The organism is Pseudonocardia sp. C8 (assembly GCF_014267175.1).
GTDB lineage: Bacteria > Actinomycetota > Actinomycetes > Mycobacteriales > Pseudonocardiaceae > Pseudonocardia.
In genome coordinates, this window is record NZ_JACMTR010000001.1 from 91,607 (window position 1) to 115,527 (window position 23,921).

Here is a 23,921-nt window from a genome sequence, read left to right on the forward strand (position 1 = left end):
TGACTACCGCCGTGGGAGTTCCATGGCGGCGAACGGTCGTCACGCTTGCGAATACTGCGCTGCAATACGGTCCCGGTACTCCCCTATCAATTGCTTCCGGTCAATCTTATGTGATCCGGTCATGGGGAACGGTTCCGACCTAATGTCAATCCGTTTGGGCACCTTATACCCGGCGACCCGTCGACGACAATGGGCGCGTAGCTCGCTCTCACTAACTTCGGCACCCTCCTGGACAGACACGCAGGCGTGCACGGCCTCGCCCCACTTCTCGTCCGGAACACCCATCACGACCGCCTGTGAAACCTGCGGATAGTCAGTGAGGACCGCTTCGACTTCGGCTGGGACCACGTTCTCACCACCCGTGATAATCATATCGCGAGCACGACCGGCAAGATAGACATATCCGGCGCTATCGAGATACCCTGCGTCGCCCGTTCGGAACCATTTCGACCCGTCCCTGTCCGCTTCGATCTCGGGTTGATTCCAGTAGCCCGCCATCAGGTTGTCGCCGGCAACCGCGATCTCGCCAGATATGCCTCGTGGCTGGACGCGTCCATGCTGGTCGACAATTCGAACGCGATTGCCCGGAAGGGGCCGGCCAACTGACATCAACCGCGCCCCGCCTTTGCGATGATCCTCGCCCGTTAGCGCGCATACATGGCCGCACGTTTCGGTCAATCCGTACCAGTTGACGAATTCGGCGTTGGGAAATGCCTCCATGAGCCTCTGTAACACCGATGGGCTCATCGGAGCGCTGCCGTAGCTGATACAGGTCAGGCTCGGCAGTAGATCGCCCCGGAACTCGGGGATGTCGAGCATGTCACGCACGGTCGAAGCAATAAAGCCGGTCGTCGTTACATGATAGGCCTTAATTGCGTCCACGATCCGCCGCGGGTCGAAACGGGGCAGAAGAACGAGCGTCGAACCCGCCGCTGTCGCAAGGCCGAACCCCCGGACCGACGCGATATGAAACAGGGGCGCATGGAGCAGGAAGGTGTATCCTTGCGTCAGGTTGGTCGGCACCGCGGTCTTGTAAATGTCGTTGGCTAGTGCACCATGCTGGATGACCACTCCCTTCGCGCTGCCAGTGGTGCCGCTGGTGTACATGATGAAGGCCGTATCCTGCGGGTCCGGAGCAGCGGGCATCCGGGGCTTCGCGGCGTCCCTTCGGTCGCGGAAGCCGCCCGCCTCGCAGCCCGGACCGATCTCAATGACCTCCTCGAGTCCCGTTCGTTCCCTCAACCGGTTCGCAAGCGCAACAAACTCTGCACTAGCAAAGCAAACGCGACAGCCCGAGTCGTTGAGGACGCCCATTAGCTCCAGTTCGGACGAGCGCACATTTAGCGGAACGATAACGGCCGCGCCTACCAATGCGGTGTGGAACAGCTCGAGGTAGTCGGACGAATTTCGCGAGAGCACTGCGAAACGATCTGTGCGACCCAGCCCGATACCGGACCGGAGAAACCCGGCTGTCCGCGCGACTCGGGACAGGTGCTCGGCGAAAGAGGTACTTCCATCTTCACCGTGCACCAACGTCCGGTCCGGCGCCTGCTCACATGCGCTGATCAGAAGCTCGTGAAATCCCACCTTTTACCGCCCTTCAACCCTATGGACGCTATAACCAATCAGGTCGGTTGTCAGAATGCGCGGCGGACCTTCAACAACTGGCACAGACGCAGTGTGCCCGGCTCCGTCCCGCTCGTATTAGTCACGTTCGGTTCGGCTGATCTCCGCACGGGCGCCTTCTGGTTCGTAAGTCCCTTCGACACCAACTGTGATCATCACCGGCGCGAGGTCGGTAGCCAGCTTCAACGGGACGTATGGATGAGCTTCTTGTTGGCGAACTCTTCGATACCGTACCGACCAAGCTCGCGCCCCACACCAGAGTGCTTGACCCCGCCAAACGGGAGGTCCGGTGCGGTTCGACTCAGTCCGTTGATCCATACCATCCCGGACTCCAGATCCCGCGCAAGCTCCTGAGCTCGCGGAACATCCGACGAGAATACGGAAGCTCCCAGGCCGAACCGCGACGCGTTGGCAAGCTCAAGCGCCTCCCTAGGTGAGTCGACCTTGTAGACGACCGCCACGGGACCGAACAGCTCCTCGCCGTAGGCCCTCATCTCCGGTGTTACCCCGGTCAGGACGGTCGCCTCGTAATACGCGCCCGAACCCTCGATCTTTCGGCCGCCGGCGAGCACCGTTGCGCCCTTCGCCACCGCGTCCTGAACCTGTTCCTCAAGGTCGTTTACCACGTCATGCGAAGACAGCGGTCCGAAACGCGTCGCCGGGTCGGTGGGGTCGCCGGGATGGTACTCTCTCATCGCTTGGACGAAGGCGTCGAGGAACGCCTCGTAGACGTCAGCGAGCACAATGAAGCGTTTCGAGGCGATGCACGTCTGACCGGCGTTCCGCATCCGGTTGCTCGCGGCCGCGGCTACCGTGCCCGCCAGGTCGTTCGCGTCGAGCACGATAAACGGGTCAGAGCCGCCCAGTTCGAGAACATACTTCTTCATGTGCCGGCCCGCGACCTCACCCACGGCTGAACCGGCTCGCTCCGAACCTGTCAACGACACACCTCGCACACGCGGATCTGAGATCATGCTTGCAACCTGCGTGCTGTCAGCAAATACGTTGATGAAGGCACCGTCATGCAGTCCCGCCTGTACGAAAAGCTCCTCGATGGCGAGGGCGGACTGCGGACAATTCGACGCGTGTTTGAGAATGATCGTGTTGCCCAGCATCAAGTTCGGCGCAGCGAAGCGGGCGACCTGGTAATATGGGAAGTTCCACGGCATGATACCCAGCAGAGACCCGATTGGTTCAGTTCTAACGATCGCTTCCCCGCCGCCAGCGGTACTCAGTACCTCGTCGGCCAAGAAGGCCGGGCCCTGTTCAGCATAATAGTCGTAGATCGACGCGACGAGCTCTACTTCAGCTCTGGCTTGACTGGACGGCTTTCCCATCTCCATCGTGAGAATACCGGCTAGATCGGCTACCTGTTCCCGGTGCAGCGCTGCCACACGACGCAGTGTGTCGGCACGATCGTGTGGAGGTGTCTGACGCCATCCCTGATAGGCATCATGCGAGCGATCGAGTGCTCTTTCGATGTCATGGTCGGACGCTTGGGGAAACTCCTTCACCAGCTCACCGGTTGCCGGATTGAGGGTCTTGTAATTGCTCATGATCTCACCTAGCCCGATTCTGTCGATATTCAGTGGACGTGACGGATCAACAATTGTCCGGGGCGCTCAGTACGATGCGGCCGGGCACCCCTCCCTGAGCCAACCGATCAAGCGACGTCTGCACCGCCACCTCGTTGAGTTCTTCGTGAAGGATGGGGGTCTGCGGCAGGCCACCCGATTTCGCAAGCTCCACGAGCGATCTGAGCTGGTCGAGCGATCCGACGAAGCTGCCGCGGATAGTCAGCATCTTGAGCGCCATCAACGCATTTGGCAGGACGAGCTCGCCACCGTACAGACCGACTTGCACCAGATGCCCCGCTTTCTGCAAGCTATCGAAGCCCGCTGTGGCGGTGCTGCTGTTGTTTACGAAGTCGATCACCGCGGCGGCGGGTCCGCGACACTCCCGCACAATGTCGCTGCTCACTGAATCGCCGGCGGAGAGCACTGTCGCGGAAGCGCCCAATTGAACCGCCAGATCTAGGTTGGCTTCCGACACGTCAACAGCACAAATTGCCTGATGCCCGAGTGCTTTCAGCGTGGCGACCGCGGTGAGGCCAACACCACCGGCGCCGATCACGACGATCGGCTCGCCCGGGGGCAGCGGCAGTACCTTTGTGACCGCGCTATAAGCCGTCAGACCGGAGCATGCGAGAGTCGCTGCCCAGCTCAAGTCCAGCCCACTGATATCGACCAAGTACTTCTCATGCGGCACGAAAATTTGCTGGGCGTATCCGCCATGGCGAACAACCCCGAGGTTCTGCCCGCTCGGGCAATGATTATCGCGGCCTTCGCGGCAATGCCTACACTCACCGCATCCGATCCATGGATAAACGAGCCGAACGTCGCCCGGTCGGTGGCTCTCCACCTGGTCACCCACCTGGTCCACCACGCCGACAACCTCGTGACCCATGACAAGTGGGTAGGTGACACCGCGATCGACCAACCGGAGGCTGCCCCGGCTCCCGAGGTCATACGCCCCCTGCCGCAGGTGCGTATCGGTGTGGCAGACGCCAGACCGGAGAACCTTCAGCACCACTGCATTCTCCGTTGCCCGCGGTGTCGGCAGATCCATCGTCGTCACGACAGCACTGTCTTCAGCGAGTGCGAATGCCCGCATGTTTCTCCTTGGGGTCGGTTAACATGGAGCGGCGTGACTGTCACGCTGCTCAGCGGTCAGCCTTGGGTTTGCCTGAGGTCCCGTCCTCGCTACGCCGCACTCAAGCTGGTTCGTGCGGTTTCCCTACTCTTAGCGATGCAAATGAGGGAGAGCACGGCACCCCCGATCAGATAGAAGGCGGGCGAACTGACATTACCGGTCGTGGCCACCAGCGTAGTGGCGATCAATGGTGCGGTGCCACCGAACGCAGCGGCGGCAACGTTGTAGCCGATTGCCATCGAGGTGTACCGAGCCTGCGTTGGAAACATTTCAACCATCAGCGGGAACACCGATCCGGTGTAGATTCCAAAGATGATCCCGAGACCAATCTGGCAGAGCAAGACTACCGCCGTTCCCGCGGTGTTCATGCCCATAAAGATTGGGAATGCGAGAATGGCGTACGCGAAGGCTGCGGTCGCGGCGACCGGCCGGCGACCGAAACGGTCCGTCAGCGCTGCAGCGATAGGTGTGACCAATATCTGGGCAATCAGTGCCAGGGTGGTTGCCAGGTACGCGCTACCGCCGGGGAGTTGGCCGGTCTCCTTGAGCTGGTTCGGTAGATACGTAAGAATAAGGTAGTAGGGGATCATGTGGGTAACGGCCACACCGGTGCAGCGAGCGAGTCCCCAACCGTGTTGGCGGAAGGCGGAGCGCAGGGGTGCCTTCGGGCGGTGTCCGGCGGCCAACACCTCCCGGAAGATGGGGCTCTCCTCCAACCGCAGGCGCACGTACAAACCGACCACGGCGACAGGGCCAGCGAGGAGAAATGGCACTCGCCACACCCACTGATCGACGACTGTGGGGCCCATGCTGCTGGTCAAGGCTGCGACGAGCGATGCCCCGATGAGTGGTCCGAGACTGGCGCCGACTTGCGAGAAACCGAGCAGGAATCCGCGTTTATGGTCAGGCGAGTGTTCGGCGAGAAACGCGGTGGCGCCGGCGAGCTCGCCACCTGCGGATAGCCCTTGCAGCAAACGCAGTGCGATGAGCAGGAGCGGCGCGGCAATTCCGATCGTCGCGTAGCCGGGCAAGACGCCAATAGCAAAGGTGGACCCACCGATAAGCAGGAGAATGGCGGCCAGAGTGTTCTTCCGCCCTAGCCGGTCTCCGATCGAGCCGAATAGCATTCCGCCTAGCGGGCGAATGAAGAATGACACCGCGAAGGCCGCGTAGGCGGCCAGCATCGTCGCTGTTTTGTCTTCCGCCGGGAAGAAGGTAACGCCGATGCTACCCGCCAGGTAGCCATAGATCGCGTAGTCGTACCATTCGATCGCTTGGCCAAGGGATACGCCGACGATTACGCGTCGCATACCGCCGGGGTTGACCGATTGCTCGGGTGAGCTAGTCGGCGTCGGGGCGGCGCTGCCCGAATCAGACATGGCCTTCACCTTCCGGGATCTCTGTGGATCCGTGTGGGCTCGCTAATGACTCGCTAAACGCTGTAGGGAGTCGCTTGTTGGTTGGAACCGCGGGCGTGTGCGGCGCGGCGGCTGGGGCGCTATCACTGGGTGATTGATAGCGCCCCGCCGCGGCGGCTACTTCGGGTCGATGAGGACGCCGGGGTTCATCACGAGGGCCGGATCCACCGCGGACTTGGCCGCACGGAGAGCAGACGCGAACAGGTCCGGGCGCTGCTGGTCATACCAGGGCCGGTGGTAACGCCCGACGGCATGGTGATGGGTGATGGTGCCTCCGGCAGACAGGACGGCCTCGGAGGCCGCCTGCTTGATCGCTGCCCACTGCTCTACCTCGCGGCCCCGCTTGCCAGGTGCCATAACGGTGTAGTACGGCGCAGGACCGTCCGGATAGACATGCGTGAAGCGGCAAGCAACGGCGCCGTCGCCGCACTCCTCCTTCATCGCCTTGGTCGTTGCTTCGACGACCCGCGCATGGAGCTCCGGGAATGCACTCCAGGTGCACGCCGTCTCGAACGTCTCCCGCACGATTCCCATGCGGGTGTAGCCTTCCTTGTAGAACGGGCCCCGTACGAAGAAATCCCGCCACTTTCCAGTGGCCCCGGACCGTGCGGCTTCAGCCTCGCTCTTGCCCTGCAGTGCGGCCTCGCTTACGCGGCCGCCATGGTCGGCACAGATCTGTGCGGCGCGTTGCATCCAAGCGTCGAGCGGGTGGTCAGCGGACTCGAATGCCAGTACGAGGACTGAATCGGAGCCGTCTGAGGCGCCGGACAGCAGACTCTCTGTCGGGTCGAGCAGCCGGCAGTTCGCCGGGGCGAGCCCGGACTGAGCCAGAACGCGCACCGCGGCCACGGCCTTGTCGAAGTTGCTGAACGGCACGGACGTGCCCACGCGGAAGGTGGGGCGATCCTGTAGACGCATCCAGGCCTGAGTGATTACACCGAGCGTGCCCTCGGAGCCGATGAACATGCGGTCGGCGGAGGTTCCGGCTCCATCACTGGGGAGCCGGCGGGTCTGGATCGTCCCCGCGGGCGTCACCACGCGGAGGGCCTGGACCGAGTCGTCAATCTGTGTGGGCCCGGTGGCGAAGTGTCCTGCCGCGCGGGTCGCGATCCACCCGCCGAGGCTGGAGAACTCGAACGCCTGGAGGAAGAAGCGCATCGACAGCCCGTACGGGCGCAGCTGGTTCTCCATGTCCGGTCCGAGAACGCCGCCCTGGATGAGGGCGGACCGCGATTCCTGGTCGACCTCCAGCACCTGGTTCAGGTGGCGCAGGTCCAGAGTGATCGCACCGCGGTAATCGTCGGACACAATCGGCTCGATGCCCTGGGCGACGGAGGACCCGCCTCCGTAAGGAACAACTGCGACATTATTGGTGTGCGCCCAGTCCAGAACCGATACCACGTCGTGCTCGGTTCGGGGGAAGGCGACGAAGTCCGGGGGGTTGTCATATTGGCGAGCAAGTCCACGATAGAAGTCACCGAGGTTCTTGCCCAGTGTGTGCTCGGCTCGGGTCCAGGTGTCGACCTGGCAGATCTCCTCCAGCGACTCCGGTGGGCTGACGCGCGGCTGCCGCAGCTCGATCTCGCTGATATCGGGAGCCGTCGCCAGATCCTGGATCGGAAATCCGAACTTGTCGCGAATCATCTGACCCAAGGCGTGTACTTCTGGTTCGTCGACGCCAGTGCCGGCGAAACCCCAGCCCCAGAACTTCCTGGTCCTCTTGTCGAGGTGTTCCTCGGTCATGTTTGCCTTTCTAGACGGGACATATGATGGTGCTCAGAACTGCGGCCAACTCGTTCTGATAGTGCGCGAACAAGGTTCGCAAGCCTCATCCGACTCCGCTGACGAAGATCCGAACCGCGTTGTCTCTCCACTGTCCGGCGTAGCCGCCAAGTAGCCGCCTGCTTGCAGTTTGGGTCGGCCACGTCATCGATGGTCGGAGGGCGCGGAACGCGTGGACGGTCGGAATTGAGTTGCTCACGGCCATCGAGCGGCTCCTCGGTGCGGTCACGTTGTCAACTACACCTGGCCCAGGGCCGGGCGCGCTGACCGGAGGGGCCTGGCCGCGATGCCATGAGCAACCGAGCGCGGAGATCGCAGGGCGGTTGGACGCCGGACGATGGTCAGGCCAATGCTGCTAGCGCAGATGCTATGGCGCACCCCACACGAACGCAAGCCCAGGTTTCGCAGCACGAGCGTGCACATCCGTATCGTGGAATATTGTGGCTGCCGCCTCGGTTGCCCGGCCCTCGGTCGGGCTGCGGATGGCCTGTGCAGGCCTTCCCCTAGCCCAACGCGACGGAGATCAGGGCGCCGCTCGCGCGGCCTGGAGGCGGCGCGGTTACGAATCGCCGACCGGGCAGGCAGTGGAGCCCGGCCACCGTGGCGAGTTCGATCGCCGCGGTCGTGCCGTCGGGCGTGGGTAGCGGCGGTGATCGGCTCACCGGTCGGGCCGCTTACCCGTCGCCGTGACCGTGGGGGTGAACCCGACGGAGACGGCGGCAGGGGCCATATGCCGTCGCCGCCATCCGCGATCGGGTAGCGGTCGGTTTCACTCCCCGGGGCGGTGTGTTGCAGCCCTGTGGCAATGTAGGCCGCCACCTCGGCCGCAGTCGGTGAGCCGTCGACCTTGCCTGGGGCTATGAGGGTGCGCATTCCTAACCCGGTTCAGCTCGGCAACCCGGAGTTGACCGCGGTGGGGGCGTCCTCGGCGCGTGTGGCAAGGTCCTCGAACTCGACGACCGAGCCGATGTCGGTGCCGCTCATGGCGATGTTGGTGATCCGCTCGAGGATGACCTCCACGATCACCGGGACGCGGTACTCGGCAACCAGCTTCTTGGCGTGTTCGAGGGCCGTGGGCAGCTCATCGGGGGTGCGCACGCGCACCGCCTTACAGCCCAGTCCCTCGGCGACCTTGAGGTGGTCAACGCCGTACCCCTCGGTCTCCGGTGAGTTGATGTTGTCGAAGCCGAGCTGGACGCAGTAGTCCATGTCGAAATTGCGCTGGGCCTGCCGGATCAGGCCCAGATAGGAGTTATTCACCAGCACGTGGATGTAGGGCAGGTTGAACTGTGCGCCGACGGCGAGCTCCTCGATCAGGAACTGGAAGTCATAGTCGCCGGTGATCGCCACGACGGTGGCGTCCGGGTCGGCCACGCAGACCCCGAGCGCGGCCGGGACCGTCCAGCCCAACGGGCCGGCCTGGCCGCAGTTGATCCAGTGCCGGGGACGGTGGACGTGCAGGAACTGGGCGGCCGCGATCTGGGACAGCCCGATGGCGGAGACGTAGCGGGTATCTGGCCCGAACGCGCGGTTCATCTCCTCGTAAACCCGCTGCGGCTTGATCGGGACGTCGTCGAAGTGGGTCCGCCGCTCCAGGGTGCCCCGACGCTCGACGCACTCGTCTGCCCATGCCGAACGGTCGGCCAGCCGGCCGGCGTCGCGCCGCTCGCGGGCGACCTCGACGAGGCGTTCGAGGGCGAACCGAGCGTCGGACACGATGCCGTAGTCGGGGGCGAGGACCCGGCCGATCTGGGTGGGCTCGATGTCGATGTGGATGAACGTTCGGTCACCGCGGTAGACATCGAGGTCGCCAGTGTGCCGGTTGGCCCACCGATTGCCGATACCGATGATCGTGTCCGAGGCCAGGACCGTGGCGTTGCCGCTGCGGTGCGATGTCTGTAGGCCAGCCATACCTGCCATCAGCCGGTGGTCGTCGGGGATCGCACCCCAACCCATCAAGGTCGGAACGACCGGAATCCCGGTCAGCTCGGCGAACTCGACCAGCAGGTCGGAGGCGTCGGCGTTGATGATCCCGCCGCCGGCGACGATAAGTGGTCGCTCGGCCCGCTCGAGCAGATCGAGCGCCTTCTCAGCCTGCGCGTGGGTCGCAGCGGGACGGACCACGGGCAGCGGCTCATAGCCGTCCGGGTCGAATTCGATCTCGGCGAGCTGGACGTCGATCGGCAGATCGACCAGGACCGGTCCTGGGCGGCCGGTGCGCATCAGCCAGAACGCCTTCTGCAGCGTGCCCGGGACCTGCGCCGGCTCCATGACTGTGACTGCCCACTTGGTGACCGGGCTTGCGATCGCGGCGATGTCGACGGCCTGGAAGTCCTCTTTGTGCAACTTGGCCACCGGGGCCTGCCCGGTGATGGCCAGGATCGGAATCGAGTCTGCCGAGGCCGAGTACAGGCCAGTGATCATGTCAGTGCCGGCGGGGCCGGACGTTCCGACGCAGACCCCGATGTTGCCGTGCTTGGTGCGTGTGTAGCCCTCGGCCATGTGCGAGGCGCCCTCGACGTGGCGGGCCAGGGTGTGGCGGAGTTCGCCGTCGCGACGGACGGCGGCGTAGAAGGGGTTGATCGCAGCGCCGGGCAGCCCGAAAAGATCGGTGATGCCTTCGCGGCGCAGCACGGCGACCGCGGCGTCGGCCGCTGTCATACGGGGCATGGTGTGTCTCCTGGTCGTCGTGGGTGCCGGTTTAGCGCAGGTCTGCGTCGGGCAGCCGGTGCGACAGCTCGGAGGTGAGCTTGTACAGCCCGGCGTGGTCGAGGTGGCCGTCCCCGCGGGCAACGAGCGCGCCGATGAGTTGGGCGACGGTGGCTCCGAGCGGGATCACTACGCCGGCCTCGCGGGCGGCGGCGGTGACGAGGCCCATGTCCTTGTGGTGCAGAGCGAGCCGGAAGCCGGGAGTGAAGTCGCGGTTGACCATGTTCGCGGCCTTGCGGTCGAGCACTGTGCTCCCGGCCAGTCCGCCGCCGAGCACTCGGACGGAGGCGTCGAGGTCGACCCCGGAGGCCTCGAGGAACACGATGGCCTCGGCCAGCAGCTGGAGGTTGCCGGCCACGATCAGCTGGTTGGCCGCCTTCACTGTCTGTCCGGCGCCGGATGGCCCGACGTGCACGATTGTGCTGCCGAGAACCTCGAGGACCGGTCCGGCGGTCTCGAAGTCGGCGGGCTTCCCGCCGACCATGATCGAGAGTGTGCCCTCGATCGCGCCGGCCTCGCCACCACTGACTGGGGCGTCGAGCACCCGCAGCCCGGCTTCCGCGCCGGCCGCGGCCACCGCTCGGGACACTTCCGGGCGGATCGTACTCATGTCGATCAGCAGCTGGCCCGGGTGGGCGTTGGCCAGCACCCCGTCGGCGCCGGTGACGACCTCGGTGACGTCCGGGGAGTCGGGCAGCATCGTGATCACGATGTCGGCACCCTTGGTCGCCTCGGCGACGCTGGTTGCTGCGCGGCCGCCGTGTTTGACCAGGGCGTCGATCTTGTCCGGGCTGCGGTTGTAGCCGATGACGTCGTAGCCAGCGTCGGCGAGGTTGGCGGCCATCGGCGCGCCCATGATGCCGAGTCCAATGAATCCGATGCTGGTCATGGTGTGGTGTTCTCCTGATCTGGCTCGTGGTCGCTTCAGCTGTGGTCGGTGAGGGCGCCACTGCCGCGTTCGGCGCGGGGCAGCCAGGCGAAGGGATCCTCGGCGGTGGCCTTGTACTCGAGGCCGACGAATCCCTGATAGCCGCCGCGGTCAAGATCCTCAAGCCAGCGTGCGAGCGGCAAGTGCCCTGTGCCGGGCTCGCCGCGGCCCGGGGTGTCGGCGATCTGGACGTGCGCGATCCGGTCCCGGTATCGGGCAATGGCACGCTCGACGTCGTCGCCGTTGGACGCGAGGTGGTACAGGTCGGCGAGCAAGCCGACGTTGCCGGCTCCGGCGCACGCGAGGTCGTCGAGCACTGCGCCGGCATCGTCGGCGGTGCGCAGCGGATACCGGCCGCCGCCGCTGACCGGCTCGACCAGCACGGTCGCGCCGATCCGCTCCGCCGCCTCCGCCGCCACCAGCAGGTTCTCCGTGGCGAGCTCGTCCTGCCGGAGCGGGTCGGCGTTATCAAGCCGGTTGCCGTAGAGGGCGTTGAACACGTGCACACCCAGCCGCTCGCCGAGCCCGACCGCGACGTCGACGTTGTCGCGGAACTCCGTCGCACGGCCCGGCCAGGAGACGACACCACGGTCCCCGCCGGGCATATCGCCCGCGAAGAAGTTGAGCCCGACGAGCGCGACACCGGCATCGCGTACGGCCTGCTCGAAGGCGTCGACGTCGCGGTCGGCGGGAACGGGCTCCGGGAACGGCCACCAGAACTCCACGGCGTCGAACCCGGCCGCTTTGGCGGCCGCGGGCCGTTCCAGCACAGGGAGGTCGGTGAGAAGGATTGAGCAATTCACTAGGTAGCGCAATGTCATCTGGAGACTTCCTTCAGCGGGTCGACACCGCGAATCGAGGCGTCGAGCAGTTGGATGGGATGCAGCAACGGAATGCTGGCATCGAGGTATCGGCGAATCTGCAGCAGGCAGCCAGCGTTGGCGGTGGCGACCACGTCCGGGGTAACGGCTTCGAGGTTGGTCACCTTGCGTCGGCCGAGCTCCTCGGCCTTCTCGGGCTGGACGAGGTTGTAGATGCCCGCCGAGCCGCAACACAGGTCGGCCTCGGCTATGTCGGTGACCGTCAGGCCGGGGATGCTGCGAAGCATCTCGCGGGGTTGGCTACGGATCTGCTGCGCGTTGGCCAGGTGGCAAGCGTCGTGGTATGCGACGGTGGTCGGGATCGGGTGCCGAGAGGCTTGGGGCGACAGCTCGGTGATCAGTTCGCTAATGTCGCGCACCTTCGCGGAGAAGGCCGCCGCTCGGTCGGCGTACTCGGGGTCGTCAGCGAGTAGGTCGCCGTATTCTTTGAGCGTGGAGCCGCAGCCCGCGACGTTTGCGACAACGACGTCGAGGTCGTAGCGTTCGAACATTTCGATCGTGTCCCGCGCCCGTCGCAGGCCGTCCTCCGTCTGCCCGGCGTGCACCGAAAGGGCGCCGCAGCACTGCTTGTCTTGCGGCATGTAGACGTCGCACCCCTCAGCGGTCAATACGCGGACGGTGGCACCGTTGACGTCGCCAAAGAACACCCGTTGCGCGCAACCGGGCATCATGCCCACCCTCAGCCGGGGAGGGCCGACGGCCGCGGTATGCGGCGTGCCGCGGGCGAACAGGGCGCGCAGCGACACTCGTGGCAGGAGCGCCTCTAGCGCCTGCAGCCGCGGCGGGAGCAGGGCAATCACCCCGAGTGCGTGCAGCAACGCACGCAGGCCGAGCCGTTGGTAGAGGATGCCGCCGAGCGCGGCCAGGCGCAGCCGCCCTGGGTAGGGGAAGAGCGCGAAGATCAGCGTGCGGAGCAACCTGTCCGGGACCGTCCGCGGGATCTGCCGCTCGACCTGGGGGCGGACCGACTCGATGAGCTTGTCGTACTGGACGCCGGATGGGCAGTGGGTGACACACGCCAGGCAGCCGAGGCAGGAGTCCATGCGAGCGCCGAATGCCTCGTCGAGGGGGATCTCGCCGCGGGCGGCGAGATCCATGAGATAGATCCGTCCGCGCGGGGACTCCATCTCCTCACCGGTGACGGCGTAGGTGGGACAGGTCGGCAGGCAGAAGCCACAGTGCACGCAGTCGTCAAGCACCTCACGGCGGGGTGGATGGTGCGCGTCGAACGAGCCCGTGGGCCCGGAGGGCCGGAGGACGTCGGTCATGCCAGCTGCTCCCCCTCGGTCGCGACGTCGTTGGTGCTGGGGGCGCTCAACCAGGCTGCAAGCCGGCTTGCGCCGAAGCGGTTGGCGGGGTCGAACCGCTGTTTGACCGCGCGCATCAGCGCCACGGCTGCGGGCGCAGGCCCCCAGAGCGAGGCACCGGGTTCGAGGCCGTCGCGGCGTAGCACGGTGCAGGCCGGACCGACTGCAGCGTGCAGCTCGCGCAGCAGCTGTGTGTGGGCCTTGGCGTCGCCGCGGCGCAAGCGAATTGTGTGCACTCCGCGCTGCAGAGTGCCCGCGGATTCGAGCTGCAGTCCGAGTCCCCCGGCCTCGGCCGCGAGCCGGGCCGTCGTCGTGGCGGCGGCCGCCGGCCGGGCACCGAAGCGCACGACTGTGTCGCCGGGCTCACCAATGCAGACCGCGTCGACTTCTGCCCACCGCCGCATCGCTTCCTCCTCGTCGAGTAGGTGGACCGGGTACCGGGAAAGTCCCCGTACCGCGCTCGTCCGCTCGCTGACCCCCGATGGGCTGCCCTCGAAGCGGAGCAGGAGCCGGGCGCTGTCGGGCTCGTTGAGGCTGAGCAGCTCGACCGCGGCGGGCTCGATGCCGGCCGCGGCGATCGTCTGCGAGGCCGCGAAGGCGTCGGTGCGGGGGATCTCGACCTCGACGGTCGCCGTTGCCCGCGGCCGGGGGTGCAGCCGGAGCACGATCTCGGACAGGACCCCGAGGGTGCCGAAGGAGCCGGAGAAGAGCTTGGTCAGGTCGTAACCGGCAACATTTTTGATCACGTGTCCGCCAGAGCGGGCGACGGTGCCGTCCGCGAGTACCACAGTGACCCCGATGACGTGGTCGCGCAGGGCACCGAAGGCGTGCCGTGCCGGGCCGCCGTCCGCGGTGGCCAGCAGCCCACCGACGGTGGCGCCCCGTCCGGCCCGGGCCGGGTCGAACGCGACCCGCTGGCGTTTCTCGCCGACCTCGGCCTGCAGCGACTCCAGCGTGGTACCGGCCCGCACGGCGACGGTCATATCCGAGGGGTTGTAGGTGAGGACACCGCTCAACGCGGTGGTGTCCAGGATCAGGTCGGCATGGCCGGGTTGCTCGGCCCACGCTCCGGCAGTACCGGCCCCGCAGACGGTGACCTGCGGTTGGGCGGAGGTGCTCTCGCACAGAGCCTCGACCAGCTCGGTGGTGGTGGTGGGACGCAGAGTGCGGTGCGAGAGCAGGCGCTGAACGCGCGCACCGGATCCGGTGGAAGTTGCCATGGTGATCACGTCCGTTCGATGAGACCTGCGGCCTCGAGCGGGTGGGGCCGATGCGGGCCCGGGCGCTCGCCACACAGCCTCGGAGTCGGGAATACCTTCCCCGGGTTGCACAGGCCGACTGGGTCGTATGCGGTGCGCAACCGCAGCATCGTGGCTAGGTCGGCCTCGGTGAACTGCCGCGGCATCGAGCAGGCCTTGTCGGTGCCGATCCCATGCTCGCCCGAGAGGGAGCCGCCGAGCTCAACGCACAGTTCGGCGATTGCGCTGGACAGGTGTTCGGCCCGTTCGAGCTCGCCGGCGGCCTCGCTGTAGAGCACCAACGGGTGCAGGTTGCCGTCGCCGGCGTGAAACACATTCGCTACTCGTAGGCCCGCTGCGTCGGCGAGCTCGGAGATCCGGTTGAGCGTCTCGGAGAGCCGGGTCCGAGGAACGACGCCGTCCTGGACGAAGTAGTCCGGGCTGATCCGGCCGACCGCGGCGAACGCCGCCTTGCGTCCCTTCCAGATCGTCGCACGCTCGTCTGAGGTGGCGGCGATCTTGACCGCGATCGAGCGCTGCTCGTGGCAGAGCCGCTCGACCTCGGCCAGCTGGGCCGCGACCTCGTCAACCGGGCCATCCAGCTCGACGATCAGCGCGGCGGCAACACCGCGGGAGTATCCGGCGGCCACCGCCGCCTCGACGGCTTCGATGGCGAGAGTGTCCATCATCTCCACTGCCGCTGGGACGATCCCCGCGGCGATGATGGCGGTGACGGTATCGCCGGCGTCGTCAACGGAGTCGAAGTCGGCGACCAGGGTTTGCACGGCGGTCGGTTTGCGCAGCAGCCTCACCGTGATCGAAGTGACCACACCGAGCGTGCCCTCCGACCCGATGAAGGCTCCAAGCAGATCGTAGCCCGCTACGTGGTCGGACTCCCCGCCAAGCGTGGTGATGCTCCCGTTGGGTAGCACGACCTCGATCTCGTGGATGTGGTGGACGGTGAACCCATATTTCAGGCAGTGCGCTCCACCGGAGTTCTCTGCGACGTTTCCGCCGATCGTGCAAACCTGCTGGCTGGAGGGGTCCGGTGCGAAGTACAGACCGTGCGCGGCTACAGACCGGCTGATCTCGAGGTTGGTCACGCCAGGCTGGACCACCGCGCGGCAGTTCACCGGGTCAATCTCCAGGATCGAACGCAGCCGCTGCAGCGAGATGACAACGCCGTCAGCGACCGGCAGAGCGCCCCCCGACAGACCGGTGCCCGCACCGCGGGGGACGAACGGAACGCCAGCGCGAGCACACACCCGCACGGCAGCCGCGACCGCCTCCGCCGTGCGGGGCAACAAGACCAGCCTCGGCACCACCCGGTAGCCGGTCAGCCCGTCGCATTCGTATGCCCGCAACTCTGTCGGGTCATCGATGACGCCGTCCTCGCCGACCGCTGCCGCGAACTCGGCGCGCAGACGCGCAGGCTCCATTACAAACCTCCCATCCTGAACCACGGGGTGCATCGATGCCGACAACGCTGGCGCCACTGTCGGACGCCGCAGCCGCTTCGTCGGGCAGCTACTTGCCGTCGATGAGCACACCCGGGTTCATCACTAGGTGCGGGTCCACGGTCTTCTTCGTCGCTGCCAGCGCGGAGGCGAACAGCTCCGGGCGCTGCTCGTCGTACCAGGGACGGTGGAAACGGCCCACGGCGTGGTGGTGGGTGATGGTGCCGCCGGCGGCCAAGACGGCCTCGGAGGCGGCCTGCTTGATCGCCGCCCACTGCTTCGTCTCGGCTCCGCGCTTGGCCGGAGCTACGACCGTGTAGTACGGAGCGGGGCCATCCGGGTACACGTGGGTGAAGCGGCAGGCGACAACGCCGTCCCCGCACTCCCTGCGAGCTGCCTTCGTCGTCGCCTCGACGACCCGGGCGTGGAGCTCCGGGAAGGCACTCCAGGTGCAGGCGGTCTCAAATGTCTCGCGTAGGATGCCCATCCGCGTGTAGCCCTCCTTGTAGTAGGGCCCGCGTACAAAGAAGTCTCGCCACTTGCCGGCAGCTCCGGCGTGGGTTGCATCGGGGGCAGACTTGCCCTGCAGCGCTTCTGCGCTCACTCGGCCGTCGTGATCGGCGCAGATCTGCGCGGCGCGTTGCATCCAAACGTCGACGGGATGGTCAGCCGACTCGAATGCCAGTACGAGGACTGAATCGGTGCCGTCGGACGCCCCGGAGAGCAGGCTTTCGGTAGGATCGAGGAGGCGGCAGTTCGCCGGGGTCAGTCCGGACTGGGCGAGCGCACGCGTCGCCGCTACGGCCTTGTCGAAGTCCTTGAAGGGCACCGACGTTCCGACCCGGAAGGTGGGTCTATCCTGCAGCCGCATCCAGGCCTGAGTGATCACGCCGAGGGTGCCTTCCGAACCGATGAATAGGCGATCGGCCGACACGCCAGCGCCGTCGGCGGGGAGCCGTCGGGTCTGGATCGTGCCCTCGGGAGTCACCACGCGAAGGGCCTGGACGGAGTCGTCGATCTGTGTCAGCCCTGAGGCGAAGTGGCCGGCCGCCCGGGTGGCGATCCAGCCGCCGAGAGTCGAGAACTCGAACGCCTGCAGGAAGAACCGCATCGTCAGCCCGTGCGAGCGAAGCTGGTTCTCCATGTCCGGGCCGAGAACCCCACCTTGGATGAGTGCGGAGCGGGATTCGTGGTCGATCTCCAGCACCTGGTTCAGATGACGCAGATCCAGGGTGATGGCGCCGCGGTAGTCGTCGGACACGATCGGCTCGATCCCCTGGGCCACGGAGGAACCGCCACCGTAGGGGACGACCGCGACATCATTCTCGTGTGCCCAGTCCAGCACCGAGACGACATCCTGCTCGGTCCGCGGGAACGCCACGAAGTCCGGCGGATTGTCGAACTTCCGCTCCAGGCCGCGGACAAAGTCGCCGAGGTTCTTGCCCAGGGTGTGTTCGGCCCGCGTCCAGGTGTCCGCCTCGCAGATGCCCGCGAGCGTATCCGGTGGATTGACGCGCGGCCCGCGCAGGGTGATCTCACCGATCTCCGGCGCCGGCGTCAGATCTTGGATCGGAAAGCCGAACTTGCTGTGGATCATGTTACCCAGCTCGTGGACGTCCGCCTCGCTGATGCCGGTGTCGGCGAAACCCCAGCCCCAAAACTTGCGACGACGGGCGTCAAGGTTTTCCTCGGTCATGATTCCCCTTCTGATAGTGCGGGAGTTCCTGTTCGCAACGCGGAGTGCTAGCTGAGGAGGTGCGGTAGACCGGTGAGCAGCCCGTACGCCGACCACAGACCGATGGCGCCAACGACGACGAGAATGACGTTCTCCCACCACTTATTGGTGTATCCCGGCAGCATCTTCCGCTTGTCGTTGGTCAGGACCAGCGTGCCGACGATGACCACCGGAGCCATGAGGCCCGCTGTAGCGCTGCCGGCGACGGTCATCACGACGACGTCGGGGAACACGGGCAGCGCGAACAGGACAGGTATGAAAACCATGAGTACGAGCTGAACGGCCCGGAAAGGACGCGCCTTGTCGACCTGCGGGTATTTTTCCTTGTACTTCGGGAACGACCGCTGCAGACCGCTGAAGAAGATCTTCGTGTAACCGCGCGCGTAGCTGGTCAGGGAGCAGAACGCGGCCATCGCCAGCCCGACCCACAGCAACCAGGGCCCGATCGGACCGAGCGCAAGCGACATCATCACACCGAGGTCGTCCAGCGAGGAAATCTGTCGACCTTCGGGACGCAGCACCTCGGCGGCCACGATCCAGATGGACAGGTTGACCACGATGACAGCGACAACACCGGCTAGGAGGTCAATCCGCTGCAGTCGCAGGAAGCCCGGCCCGCGCCAGCCCTTGTCACGAATGAACTCCGGATACATCAGATTGCCAGCAGAGCCCCCGATGGCGCCGATGATCGCGGCCGCGACCAGGAGTGTGGCGAACGCGCCGCTGTTGGGTGGGGATGAGAAGGCGAGACCGTGGACGATCTCGCCTGGGTCCGGCTGCGAGGCGATGGCGGCGTAGAGGAAAGTGATCACCAGGATGGCGACCTTGATCCGGGCGATGATCTCGAGTATCGAGTAGGCCTTCGGTCGGGTCAGCACCAGCCAGGCCACCGCGGCCACCAGTAGCGTCCACAGGAACGGGCCCCAAGTGTCACCACCGAAACCCAGGAAGATGCGGTGCAGTGCGCTGCCCACGGCGACGACCATGTAGGTCTGCAGGATGAAGCCACTCAGCAGCGCCAGGGCCCCGACGACCACCGGGAGCTTGTTCCACAGGGCGCCGAAGCCGGCGAGGACCGTCTCGTCGCCGACAGCGTTGCAGAGCCCGTACTTCGCGATCGCGCTGGTGAAGAAGTACCGGCTGATGAGCGCCAACGCGAGGGCCCACATCAACGAGTAGCCGTAGTTCGCACCGGACACCGCTGAGTCGACGAGGTCACCGGCGCCCATCCAGGCCATGCTGACCAGGAGCCCCGGACCGACGCCCTTGACATAGTCCCGCCACCGTCGTGGCGGTGTAACGGCGGCGGCCTCGACCCTCCTTGCCCCGTCTTGGGCCGCGTTCGAGTCGCTCACTGCCATGGGAACGCCTCCTCCGTGGATCTTCGTCGGTGCGGGAAGGCCGCCCGCCAAGGGGAGGCGAACTGCGCTCCGGGTGTCGACGACGTGTGCTCGAACGCCGTCACGGCCGCGTGGCCGGACCCAGGTTGGTCAGGCCATCAACGTGCCGACGAGCAGGGTATGACCTGAGCCACGAACACGCAAGACAAATTCCGGACAACGATCTCAAACTTCCGCGATGCGAAATTTAGCGGTTGAGGGTGCTCACGATGGTCGGATGCATGTACCGCAGGTGGTGATGCAGCGCCTCCGCGGCGGCCTCCGGTCGGCCCGCGGCGATGAAGGTCAGGATCTCGCGGTGCTGGGCCCGTAGGTTTGCTGCCACCTGGTCCCACGGACCACGGGCTTGCATCGCTTCGAGGCGGTGCCGCTCCACGGCGTCCCGCAGGGCGCCGGCCAGACATCCAAGTAGGCGGTTCTCGCAGGTCAGGGCGATGCCGGTGTGGAAGGTCGAGTCGAGGGCGTTGAACTGAGCGTAGTCGATGCCGGGGCGGTCCATTTCGTCCAGCACGGCCTCGAGCCGCTGAATGTCCTCTGGCGACGCGAGGGCCGCGGCCTCGCGGACCGCCCACTGCTCCACCATCAACCGAGTCCTGACAACCTCGGTCTCGGTGAAGTTGCTCAACGCGATGTGGAGGCGGAGCATGCTTGTCAGGGCGTCGGAGGGCCCGCTCGCCAGGGCTGCCCCGGATCCCGGACCGGCCGTCGTGCGCTCGGCGAGAACGCCGATGGCTCGCAGTGATCGGACCGCTTCGCGTACGGATGCACGGCTGACGCCGAACATCTCGGCGAGCTGACGTTCTCCAGGTAGGCGGTCGCCGCGCCGTAGGCTCCCACGCCGGATCAGCGCCTCGACGTGGTCGATCACGAGTTGATGGGCGTGCGCACTGCTGCGGCGCTTCCCGCGCGGGTCGAAGTCTGGCACATCTTGCGCAGTCACCCGCAGGAACATACGCTACGCAACCATCGCTGATGGCCTGACCATAGGGTTGAGGATGACACTGAATAACGTTTCGTGGGAACAGCCAGGGCAGGATCTTCTGAAGAAGGGGAGTCTAGCAGGCGTTCGCGTCCTCGATCTTTCGCGAATCCTTGCCGGGCCATATCTGACCATGCTTCTCGGCGATCTCGGCGCGGACGTAATCAAACTCGAGAGGCCTGACGGGGATGACACACGCTCCTGGGGTCCGCCATTCGTCAACGGCGAGGCGACCTACTTCTGGAGCGCGAACCGGAACAAGCGATCGATCATTCTAGATCTGCGTGATGAGTCTGAGCTAGCGGCGGCGCTCGAGCTCGCCGCCACGGCGGACATCATCGTGGAGAATTTCCGCCCGGGTGTCGCCGAGCGGCTCGGATTGGGGTACTCGCAGGTCCAGGAACACAATCCGGGCGTCGTCTACTGCTCGATCTCGGCATTCGGTGATGAACCGCAGGCCAGCGATCTTGCCGGATACGATCTCCTCGTCCAGGCCGTGGGCGGCCTGATGAGCATCACCGGGACCGAGGAGAGCGGGCCCGCGAAAGTGGGGGTCGCCCTCGTCGACGTCCTCGCGGCGTTGCACGGAGCAGTCGGGGTTCTCGCAGCGCTGCGGCACCGGGAGGCGACCGGGCAGGGACAACGTGTCGACGTGACGATGCTGCAGTCGTTGCTGGCCAGCATGGTCAACCAATCGTCAGCCTACCTCGGCACGGGCATCTCCCCGGGGCGGATCGGAAACCGCCATCCGTCGATCGCGCCCTATCAGACATTGCGCTGCCAGGATGGCTCGATCGCCTTGGCCTGCGGGAACGACAAGCAGTTCCGCTCGCTTGTCGGGAGTCTTCAGCTGTCGGACTTGGCCGACGATTCGCGATTTCGCACGAACGCGGACCGTGTCGCACACTGCGACGAGCTCATCGACCTCCTAGAGTCGCGGTGCACCGAGATCCCCACGACCGAACTTCTCGCGTTGCTGCGAAATGCTGGCGTCCCGGCTGGCCCAGTCAATTCGATCGGAGATGCTTTCATGATGGCTGATCAGCTGGGCCTTAATCCCACACGGACAGTGAGCGCCGGGGACCGAAGCATCCCTCAGGTCAGCAATCCGATTCGCCTCTCGGCTACTCCGGTTCGTTATCAGCTCCCGCCACCAGTCCTGCCCGTGCGGGAATCGGTTCGGGACCAGTTGCGGGAGCCAGCCGCCGGGGCCTGAGGTGGTTCTGACTAGGCCACTGGTGACGGCGGTCTGGCGAGACTCCACACAGTACGGAGAGCAACTCCTGCAGATTCGGTCGGGCCTGACCAGTGCGGTCTGGCCAAAGAACGATTCGTCAGGTGTTCCCGTTGATAACTGTCAACCGTGCGCACCTTCGCGCCTGGGTATCGAGCGCTCGTTTCCCACACGCCCCTCAGGCCGCCGGAGCCCACGAAGCTCGACACCCGGCATGCTCGTCCTTACAGATAGCGCGAACGCGGAGCACGGGAAGGAATTCATGATCTGCATGTCAAACCTATTCAGCTACGATGGCCACGTGCCCGTACTCGCCGACACGGCGTGGGTCGCGCCCACAGCGACGCTCATCGGAGAGGTTGTAATCGGCGACAATTCGAGCATTTGGTACGCTGCCGTGCTTCGCGCCGACGAGGACGCGATCACCATCGGTATTGGCAGCAACGTACAAGACGGGTCCGTGATCCATGCCGACCCCTCGTACCCCGTTCAAATTGGTGACGGCGTCAGCGTCGGGCACCGAGCAGTTGTTCACGGCGCAACCGTGCAGAATGACTGTCTGATCGGAATGGGGGCAGTGCTTCTAAATGGAGCGAATGTCGGACACGGATCACTTATCGCTGCGGGAGCGGTCGTACTTGAAGGCGAAGTAATTCCCCCTGGATCGCTTGTGGCGGGGACGCCCGCCAAAATCCGCCGATCCATAGGCTCGGATGAATTGGCGTCAATCCGGGCAAATGCCCAGAACTATCGCCGATTGCTTCGCTCGCATCAGTGCGCCGAGCGGCTCTGATCGATCCACTGAGGGTTAGGGGTGCGTCACCGACGGCTCTGGGGTTCGGTGACGAGACCACATGAACGGAGACCAAATCTAAGCGGTTGGGTCTCGGTCCGCCTTGGCTAAGTGCCCTCAAGCAGGCCGATCCCCCACCAACTAAGCGGCGGCAGTGTCGCATGCACCGATTCTAGGAGGCGCTTTGTGGGCGTCATTGGGGCCGTTAGGAGCAACGATTCGGCACCAGCTAACGCAATGATCCGAGGGAGGCGCGGGGAGGCAGCACGATGCTAGCATTGGATGGGATCCGGGTTCTCGAGCTTTGTGAGCACACCGTTGGTCCGCTCGCAGCACAGAATCTGGCTGACTTTGGCGCCAACGTCGTCAAGGTTGAGAGTAGCCCGTCGGGCGATGCTATGCGAAGTCTCGACAGCGCTGTAGTTGAGAACGGGTACGCATCTGCGTACTTCGTTTCTATGAATCGTAATAAGCGTAGCATCTGCATCGACCTAATGGGCGGCGGGAGTGGGTTAGAAGTACTCCACCGGTTGATCGAGCAAGCCGACGTTCTCCTGCACAGTTATCAATCGAAGGACATGCACCGCCTCGGCCTGGCCTACGACGATCTGGCTGATCGCTATCCTCGCCTTATCTATGGCGCCGTCTCCGGCTTCGATAACATTGCACCCGACAAAGCCGGCCAGGATCTGCTCGCTCAGTGCGTCAGCGGGCTTGCCTATACAACTGGGACGCCGGGAATTGACGCCAGCCTCAATCCCTCCGCCCAAGTTGAGTACGCCGCGAGTTCGGCGCTAGCCCAGGGCATTCTTGCTGCTCTTTACGAGCGAGAGCATTCCGGGCGCGGGCAGGAAGTCTGCGTGAACCTCGTCGACACCGCGCTCGCTATGCAGATGGTGGAGGTGGCGGCGCGGACAATGTACGGGCGGGACCTCAACCGGAAGAAGGAGTGCTATAGCGGCACGTTCTCCACGAGCGACGGCTTAGTTACTGTCGTCGGTCACTTCTGTGAGAACCCGTTGCGGCTTATCTGCTTGGCTCTTGGTATCGACGATCTTAGCTTGCATCCCGAACTTGCGACGTCCGATTTGCAAGCACGCAACAATGAGTTTGCTAACGCAATACTCGCTCCAGTGGTGGCGGAGCTCGAAACGCGAGAGGTCCTGGATCGGTTCGGAAGCGTCGACTTACCGTGTGCGCCACATCTCACACTTGAAGAAGCCTTGCGCCATCCACAGGTCGCTGCGAACAGTCTGATCCATGAGGTTGATGTCGCAGGCCAGGGCCAAGCTCTCGTAGTTGGCCATCCGGTGCAACTCTCGCGCGGCTTCCCACGCAGTACCCGACGAGGTGTCCCGGCACTCGGCCAAGATACGCACGAGGTTCTCGCTGAGATTGGTTTCACAGTTGAGGAGATCGAGCTGCTTAGCCGTGGAGGTGCGGTGCGGACCGCCACTGACCTCGCGTTCGCTCGATATGCCAGCAATTTCGTCTGAGGAGCAGCAGTCTTGTTCTAGACTAGCTCGAGGATGCCGGGTACCGGCGGACATCGGGTTCGCGACCAAATCCGCGCTGGCTACCGGCATGCTCATCCGTGCCCTGCAGGCCGGCGTGCCCGCCCGGTGGGTAGCCGGCGACGAGTTCTACGGCGCCGAAGATCCACCGCGACCTGGGCGTTCTCGATCCGCCCGGCCGTGCCCTCGCGGGCCGAGGCGGCCCGGC

The 23,921-nt window shown here is 65.2% G+C and carries 18 protein-coding genes; 3 read left to right on the plus strand and 15 right to left on the minus strand.

Annotated features, from left to right (window positions below):
* Positions 1-39: 39 nt before the first annotated feature.
* From H7X46_RS00455 to H7X46_RS00525, 15 genes are all read right to left on the minus strand, one after another.
* On the minus strand, positions 40-1,587 hold the full coding sequence (locus H7X46_RS00455; RefSeq protein WP_186357505.1) for an AMP-binding protein: 1,548 nt from the start codon (positions 1,585-1,587) through the stop codon (positions 40-42).
* 221 nt (positions 1,588-1,808) lie between these two features.
* Positions 1,809-3,182, minus strand: coding sequence for an NAD-dependent succinate-semialdehyde dehydrogenase (locus H7X46_RS00460; protein WP_186357506.1), 1,374 nt, complete (start codon positions 3,180-3,182; stop codon positions 1,809-1,811).
* Positions 3,183-3,228: 46 nt separating this feature from the next.
* Entirely contained in the window at positions 3,229-4,254 is a 1,026-nt protein-coding gene (locus tag H7X46_RS00465) for an alcohol dehydrogenase (RefSeq protein ID WP_255426056.1), read from the minus strand.
* A 134-nt stretch (positions 4,255-4,388) separates the two neighbouring features.
* A complete protein-coding gene (locus tag H7X46_RS00470; protein ID WP_186357508.1) occupies positions 4,389-5,717 on the minus strand; it encodes an MFS transporter in 1,329 nt (442 codons plus the stop codon).
* A gap of 156 nt (positions 5,718-5,873) precedes the next feature.
* Positions 5,874-7,499 carry an FAD-binding oxidoreductase gene (locus H7X46_RS00475; RefSeq protein WP_186357509.1) on the minus strand — a complete coding sequence of 542 codons (1,626 nt, stop codon included), beginning with the start codon at positions 7,497-7,499 and terminating at the stop codon, positions 5,874-5,876.
* Positions 7,500-7,775: 276 nt separating this feature from the next.
* Positions 7,776-8,411, minus strand: a complete 636-nt coding sequence (locus H7X46_RS30460) for a glycerate kinase (protein ID WP_186357510.1) — start codon at positions 8,409-8,411, stop codon at positions 7,776-7,778.
* Between the two features lie 12 nt (positions 8,412-8,423).
* On the minus strand, positions 8,424-10,208 hold the full coding sequence (gcl, locus tag H7X46_RS00485; protein ID WP_186357511.1) for a glyoxylate carboligase: 1,785 nt from the start codon (positions 10,206-10,208) through the stop codon (positions 8,424-8,426).
* Between the two features lie 31 nt (positions 10,209-10,239).
* The gene (locus H7X46_RS00490; protein WP_255426057.1) at positions 10,240-11,175 is read right to left on the minus strand and encodes a 2-hydroxy-3-oxopropionate reductase; all 936 of its coding nucleotides are present in this window, start codon (positions 11,173-11,175) and stop codon (positions 10,240-10,242) included.
* Positions 11,172-11,996 (minus strand): hydroxypyruvate isomerase family protein, encoded by an 825-nt coding sequence (locus H7X46_RS00495; protein ID WP_186357513.1) that lies wholly within the window; start codon positions 11,994-11,996, stop codon positions 11,172-11,174. Before H7X46_RS00495 ends, H7X46_RS00490 begins: the two co-directional genes overlap by 4 nt.
* Positions 11,993-13,324 (minus strand): (Fe-S)-binding protein, encoded by a 1,332-nt coding sequence (locus H7X46_RS00500; RefSeq protein ID WP_186357514.1) that lies wholly within the window; start codon positions 13,322-13,324, stop codon positions 11,993-11,995. The genes H7X46_RS00495 and H7X46_RS00500 overlap by 4 nt, the downstream gene beginning before the upstream one ends.
* On the minus strand, positions 13,321-14,583 hold the full coding sequence (locus H7X46_RS00505; RefSeq protein WP_186357515.1) for an FAD-binding oxidoreductase: 1,263 nt from the start codon (positions 14,581-14,583) through the stop codon (positions 13,321-13,323). The genes H7X46_RS00500 and H7X46_RS00505 overlap by 4 nt, the downstream gene beginning before the upstream one ends.
* 5 nt (positions 14,584-14,588) lie before the next feature.
* Positions 14,589-16,040, minus strand: a complete 1,452-nt coding sequence (locus tag H7X46_RS00510) for an FAD-linked oxidase C-terminal domain-containing protein (protein ID WP_186357516.1) — start codon at positions 16,038-16,040, stop codon at positions 14,589-14,591.
* Between the two features lie 88 nt (positions 16,041-16,128).
* Positions 16,129-17,754, minus strand: coding sequence for an FAD-binding oxidoreductase (locus H7X46_RS00515; protein ID WP_186357517.1), 1,626 nt, complete (start codon positions 17,752-17,754; stop codon positions 16,129-16,131).
* 47 nt (positions 17,755-17,801) lie between these two features.
* A complete protein-coding gene (locus H7X46_RS00520) occupies positions 17,802-19,154 on the minus strand; it encodes an Nramp family divalent metal transporter (protein WP_186357518.1) in 1,353 nt (450 codons plus the stop codon).
* Between the two features lie 226 nt (positions 19,155-19,380).
* A complete protein-coding gene (locus tag H7X46_RS00525; RefSeq protein WP_222131143.1) occupies positions 19,381-20,145 on the minus strand; it encodes a FadR/GntR family transcriptional regulator in 765 nt (254 codons plus the stop codon).
* A 43-nt stretch (positions 20,146-20,188) separates the two neighbouring features.
* On the opposite strand from H7X46_RS00525, the gene H7X46_RS00530 reads away from it, so the two are divergent.
* The 3 genes from H7X46_RS00530 to H7X46_RS00540 all read left to right on the plus strand — a co-directional run bounded on the left by H7X46_RS00530 (position 20,189) and on the right by H7X46_RS00540 (position 23,695).
* Entirely contained in the window at positions 20,189-21,388 is a 1,200-nt protein-coding gene (locus H7X46_RS00530) for a CaiB/BaiF CoA-transferase family protein (protein WP_186357519.1), read from the plus strand.
* A 289-nt stretch (positions 21,389-21,677) separates the two neighbouring features.
* Positions 21,678-22,199 (plus strand): gamma carbonic anhydrase family protein, encoded by a 522-nt coding sequence (locus tag H7X46_RS00535; RefSeq protein WP_186357534.1) that lies wholly within the window; start codon positions 21,678-21,680, stop codon positions 22,197-22,199.
* A 269-nt stretch (positions 22,200-22,468) separates the two neighbouring features.
* Positions 22,469-23,695: a CaiB/BaiF CoA-transferase family protein gene (locus H7X46_RS00540; protein WP_186357520.1), complete on the plus strand. Its 1,227-nt coding sequence runs from the start codon at positions 22,469-22,471 to the stop codon at positions 23,693-23,695.
* The last annotated feature ends 226 nt before the right edge of the window (positions 23,696-23,921 follow it).

Bases quoted from the DNA above. Each gene is read 5' to 3' on its own strand.
- H7X46_RS00470 (WP_186357508.1), bottom strand. From the start codon at position 5,717: ATGTCTGATTCGGGCAGCGCCGCCCCGACGCCGACTAGCTCACCCGAG.
- H7X46_RS00475 (WP_186357509.1), bottom strand. From the start codon at position 7,499: ATGACCGAGGAACACCTCGACAAGAGGACCAGGAAGTTCTGGGGCTGG.
- H7X46_RS00520 (WP_186357518.1), bottom strand. From the start codon at position 19,154: ATGGCAGTGAGCGACTCGAACGCGGCCCAAGACGGGGCAAGGAGGGTC.
- H7X46_RS00540 (WP_186357520.1), top strand. From the start codon at position 22,469: ATGCTAGCATTGGATGGGATCCGGGTTCTCGAGCTTTGTGAGCACACC.
- H7X46_RS00505 (WP_186357515.1), bottom strand. From the start codon at position 14,583: ATGGCAACTTCCACCGGATCCGGTGCGCGCGTTCAGCGCCTGCTCTCG.
- H7X46_RS00515 (WP_186357517.1), bottom strand. From the start codon at position 17,754: ATGACCGAGGAAAACCTTGACGCCCGTCGTCGCAAGTTTTGGGGCTGG.
- H7X46_RS00525 (WP_222131143.1), bottom strand. From the start codon at position 20,145: ATGTTCCTGCGGGTGACTGCGCAAGATGTGCCAGACTTCGACCCGCGC.
- H7X46_RS00500 (WP_186357514.1), bottom strand. From the start codon at position 13,324: ATGACCGACGTCCTCCGGCCCTCCGGGCCCACGGGCTCGTTCGACGCG.
- H7X46_RS00460 (WP_186357506.1), bottom strand. From the start codon at position 3,182: ATGAGCAATTACAAGACCCTCAATCCGGCAACCGGTGAGCTGGTGAAG.
- H7X46_RS00510 (WP_186357516.1), bottom strand. From the start codon at position 16,040: ATGGAGCCTGCGCGTCTGCGCGCCGAGTTCGCGGCAGCGGTCGGCGAG.
- H7X46_RS00465 (WP_255426056.1), bottom strand. From the start codon at position 4,254: ATGGATCTGCCGACACCGCGGGCAACGGAGAATGCAGTGGTGCTGAAG.
- H7X46_RS00495 (WP_186357513.1), bottom strand. From the start codon at position 11,996: ATGACATTGCGCTACCTAGTGAATTGCTCAATCCTTCTCACCGACCTC.
- H7X46_RS00530 (WP_186357519.1), top strand. From the start codon at position 20,189: ATGACACTGAATAACGTTTCGTGGGAACAGCCAGGGCAGGATCTTCTG.
- H7X46_RS00535 (WP_186357534.1), top strand. From the start codon at position 21,678: ATGTCAAACCTATTCAGCTACGATGGCCACGTGCCCGTACTCGCCGAC.
- gcl (WP_186357511.1), bottom strand. From the start codon at position 10,208: ATGCCCCGTATGACAGCGGCCGACGCCGCGGTCGCCGTGCTGCGCCGC.
- H7X46_RS30460 (WP_186357510.1), bottom strand. From the start codon at position 8,411: ATGCGCACCCTCATAGCCCCAGGCAAGGTCGACGGCTCACCGACTGCG.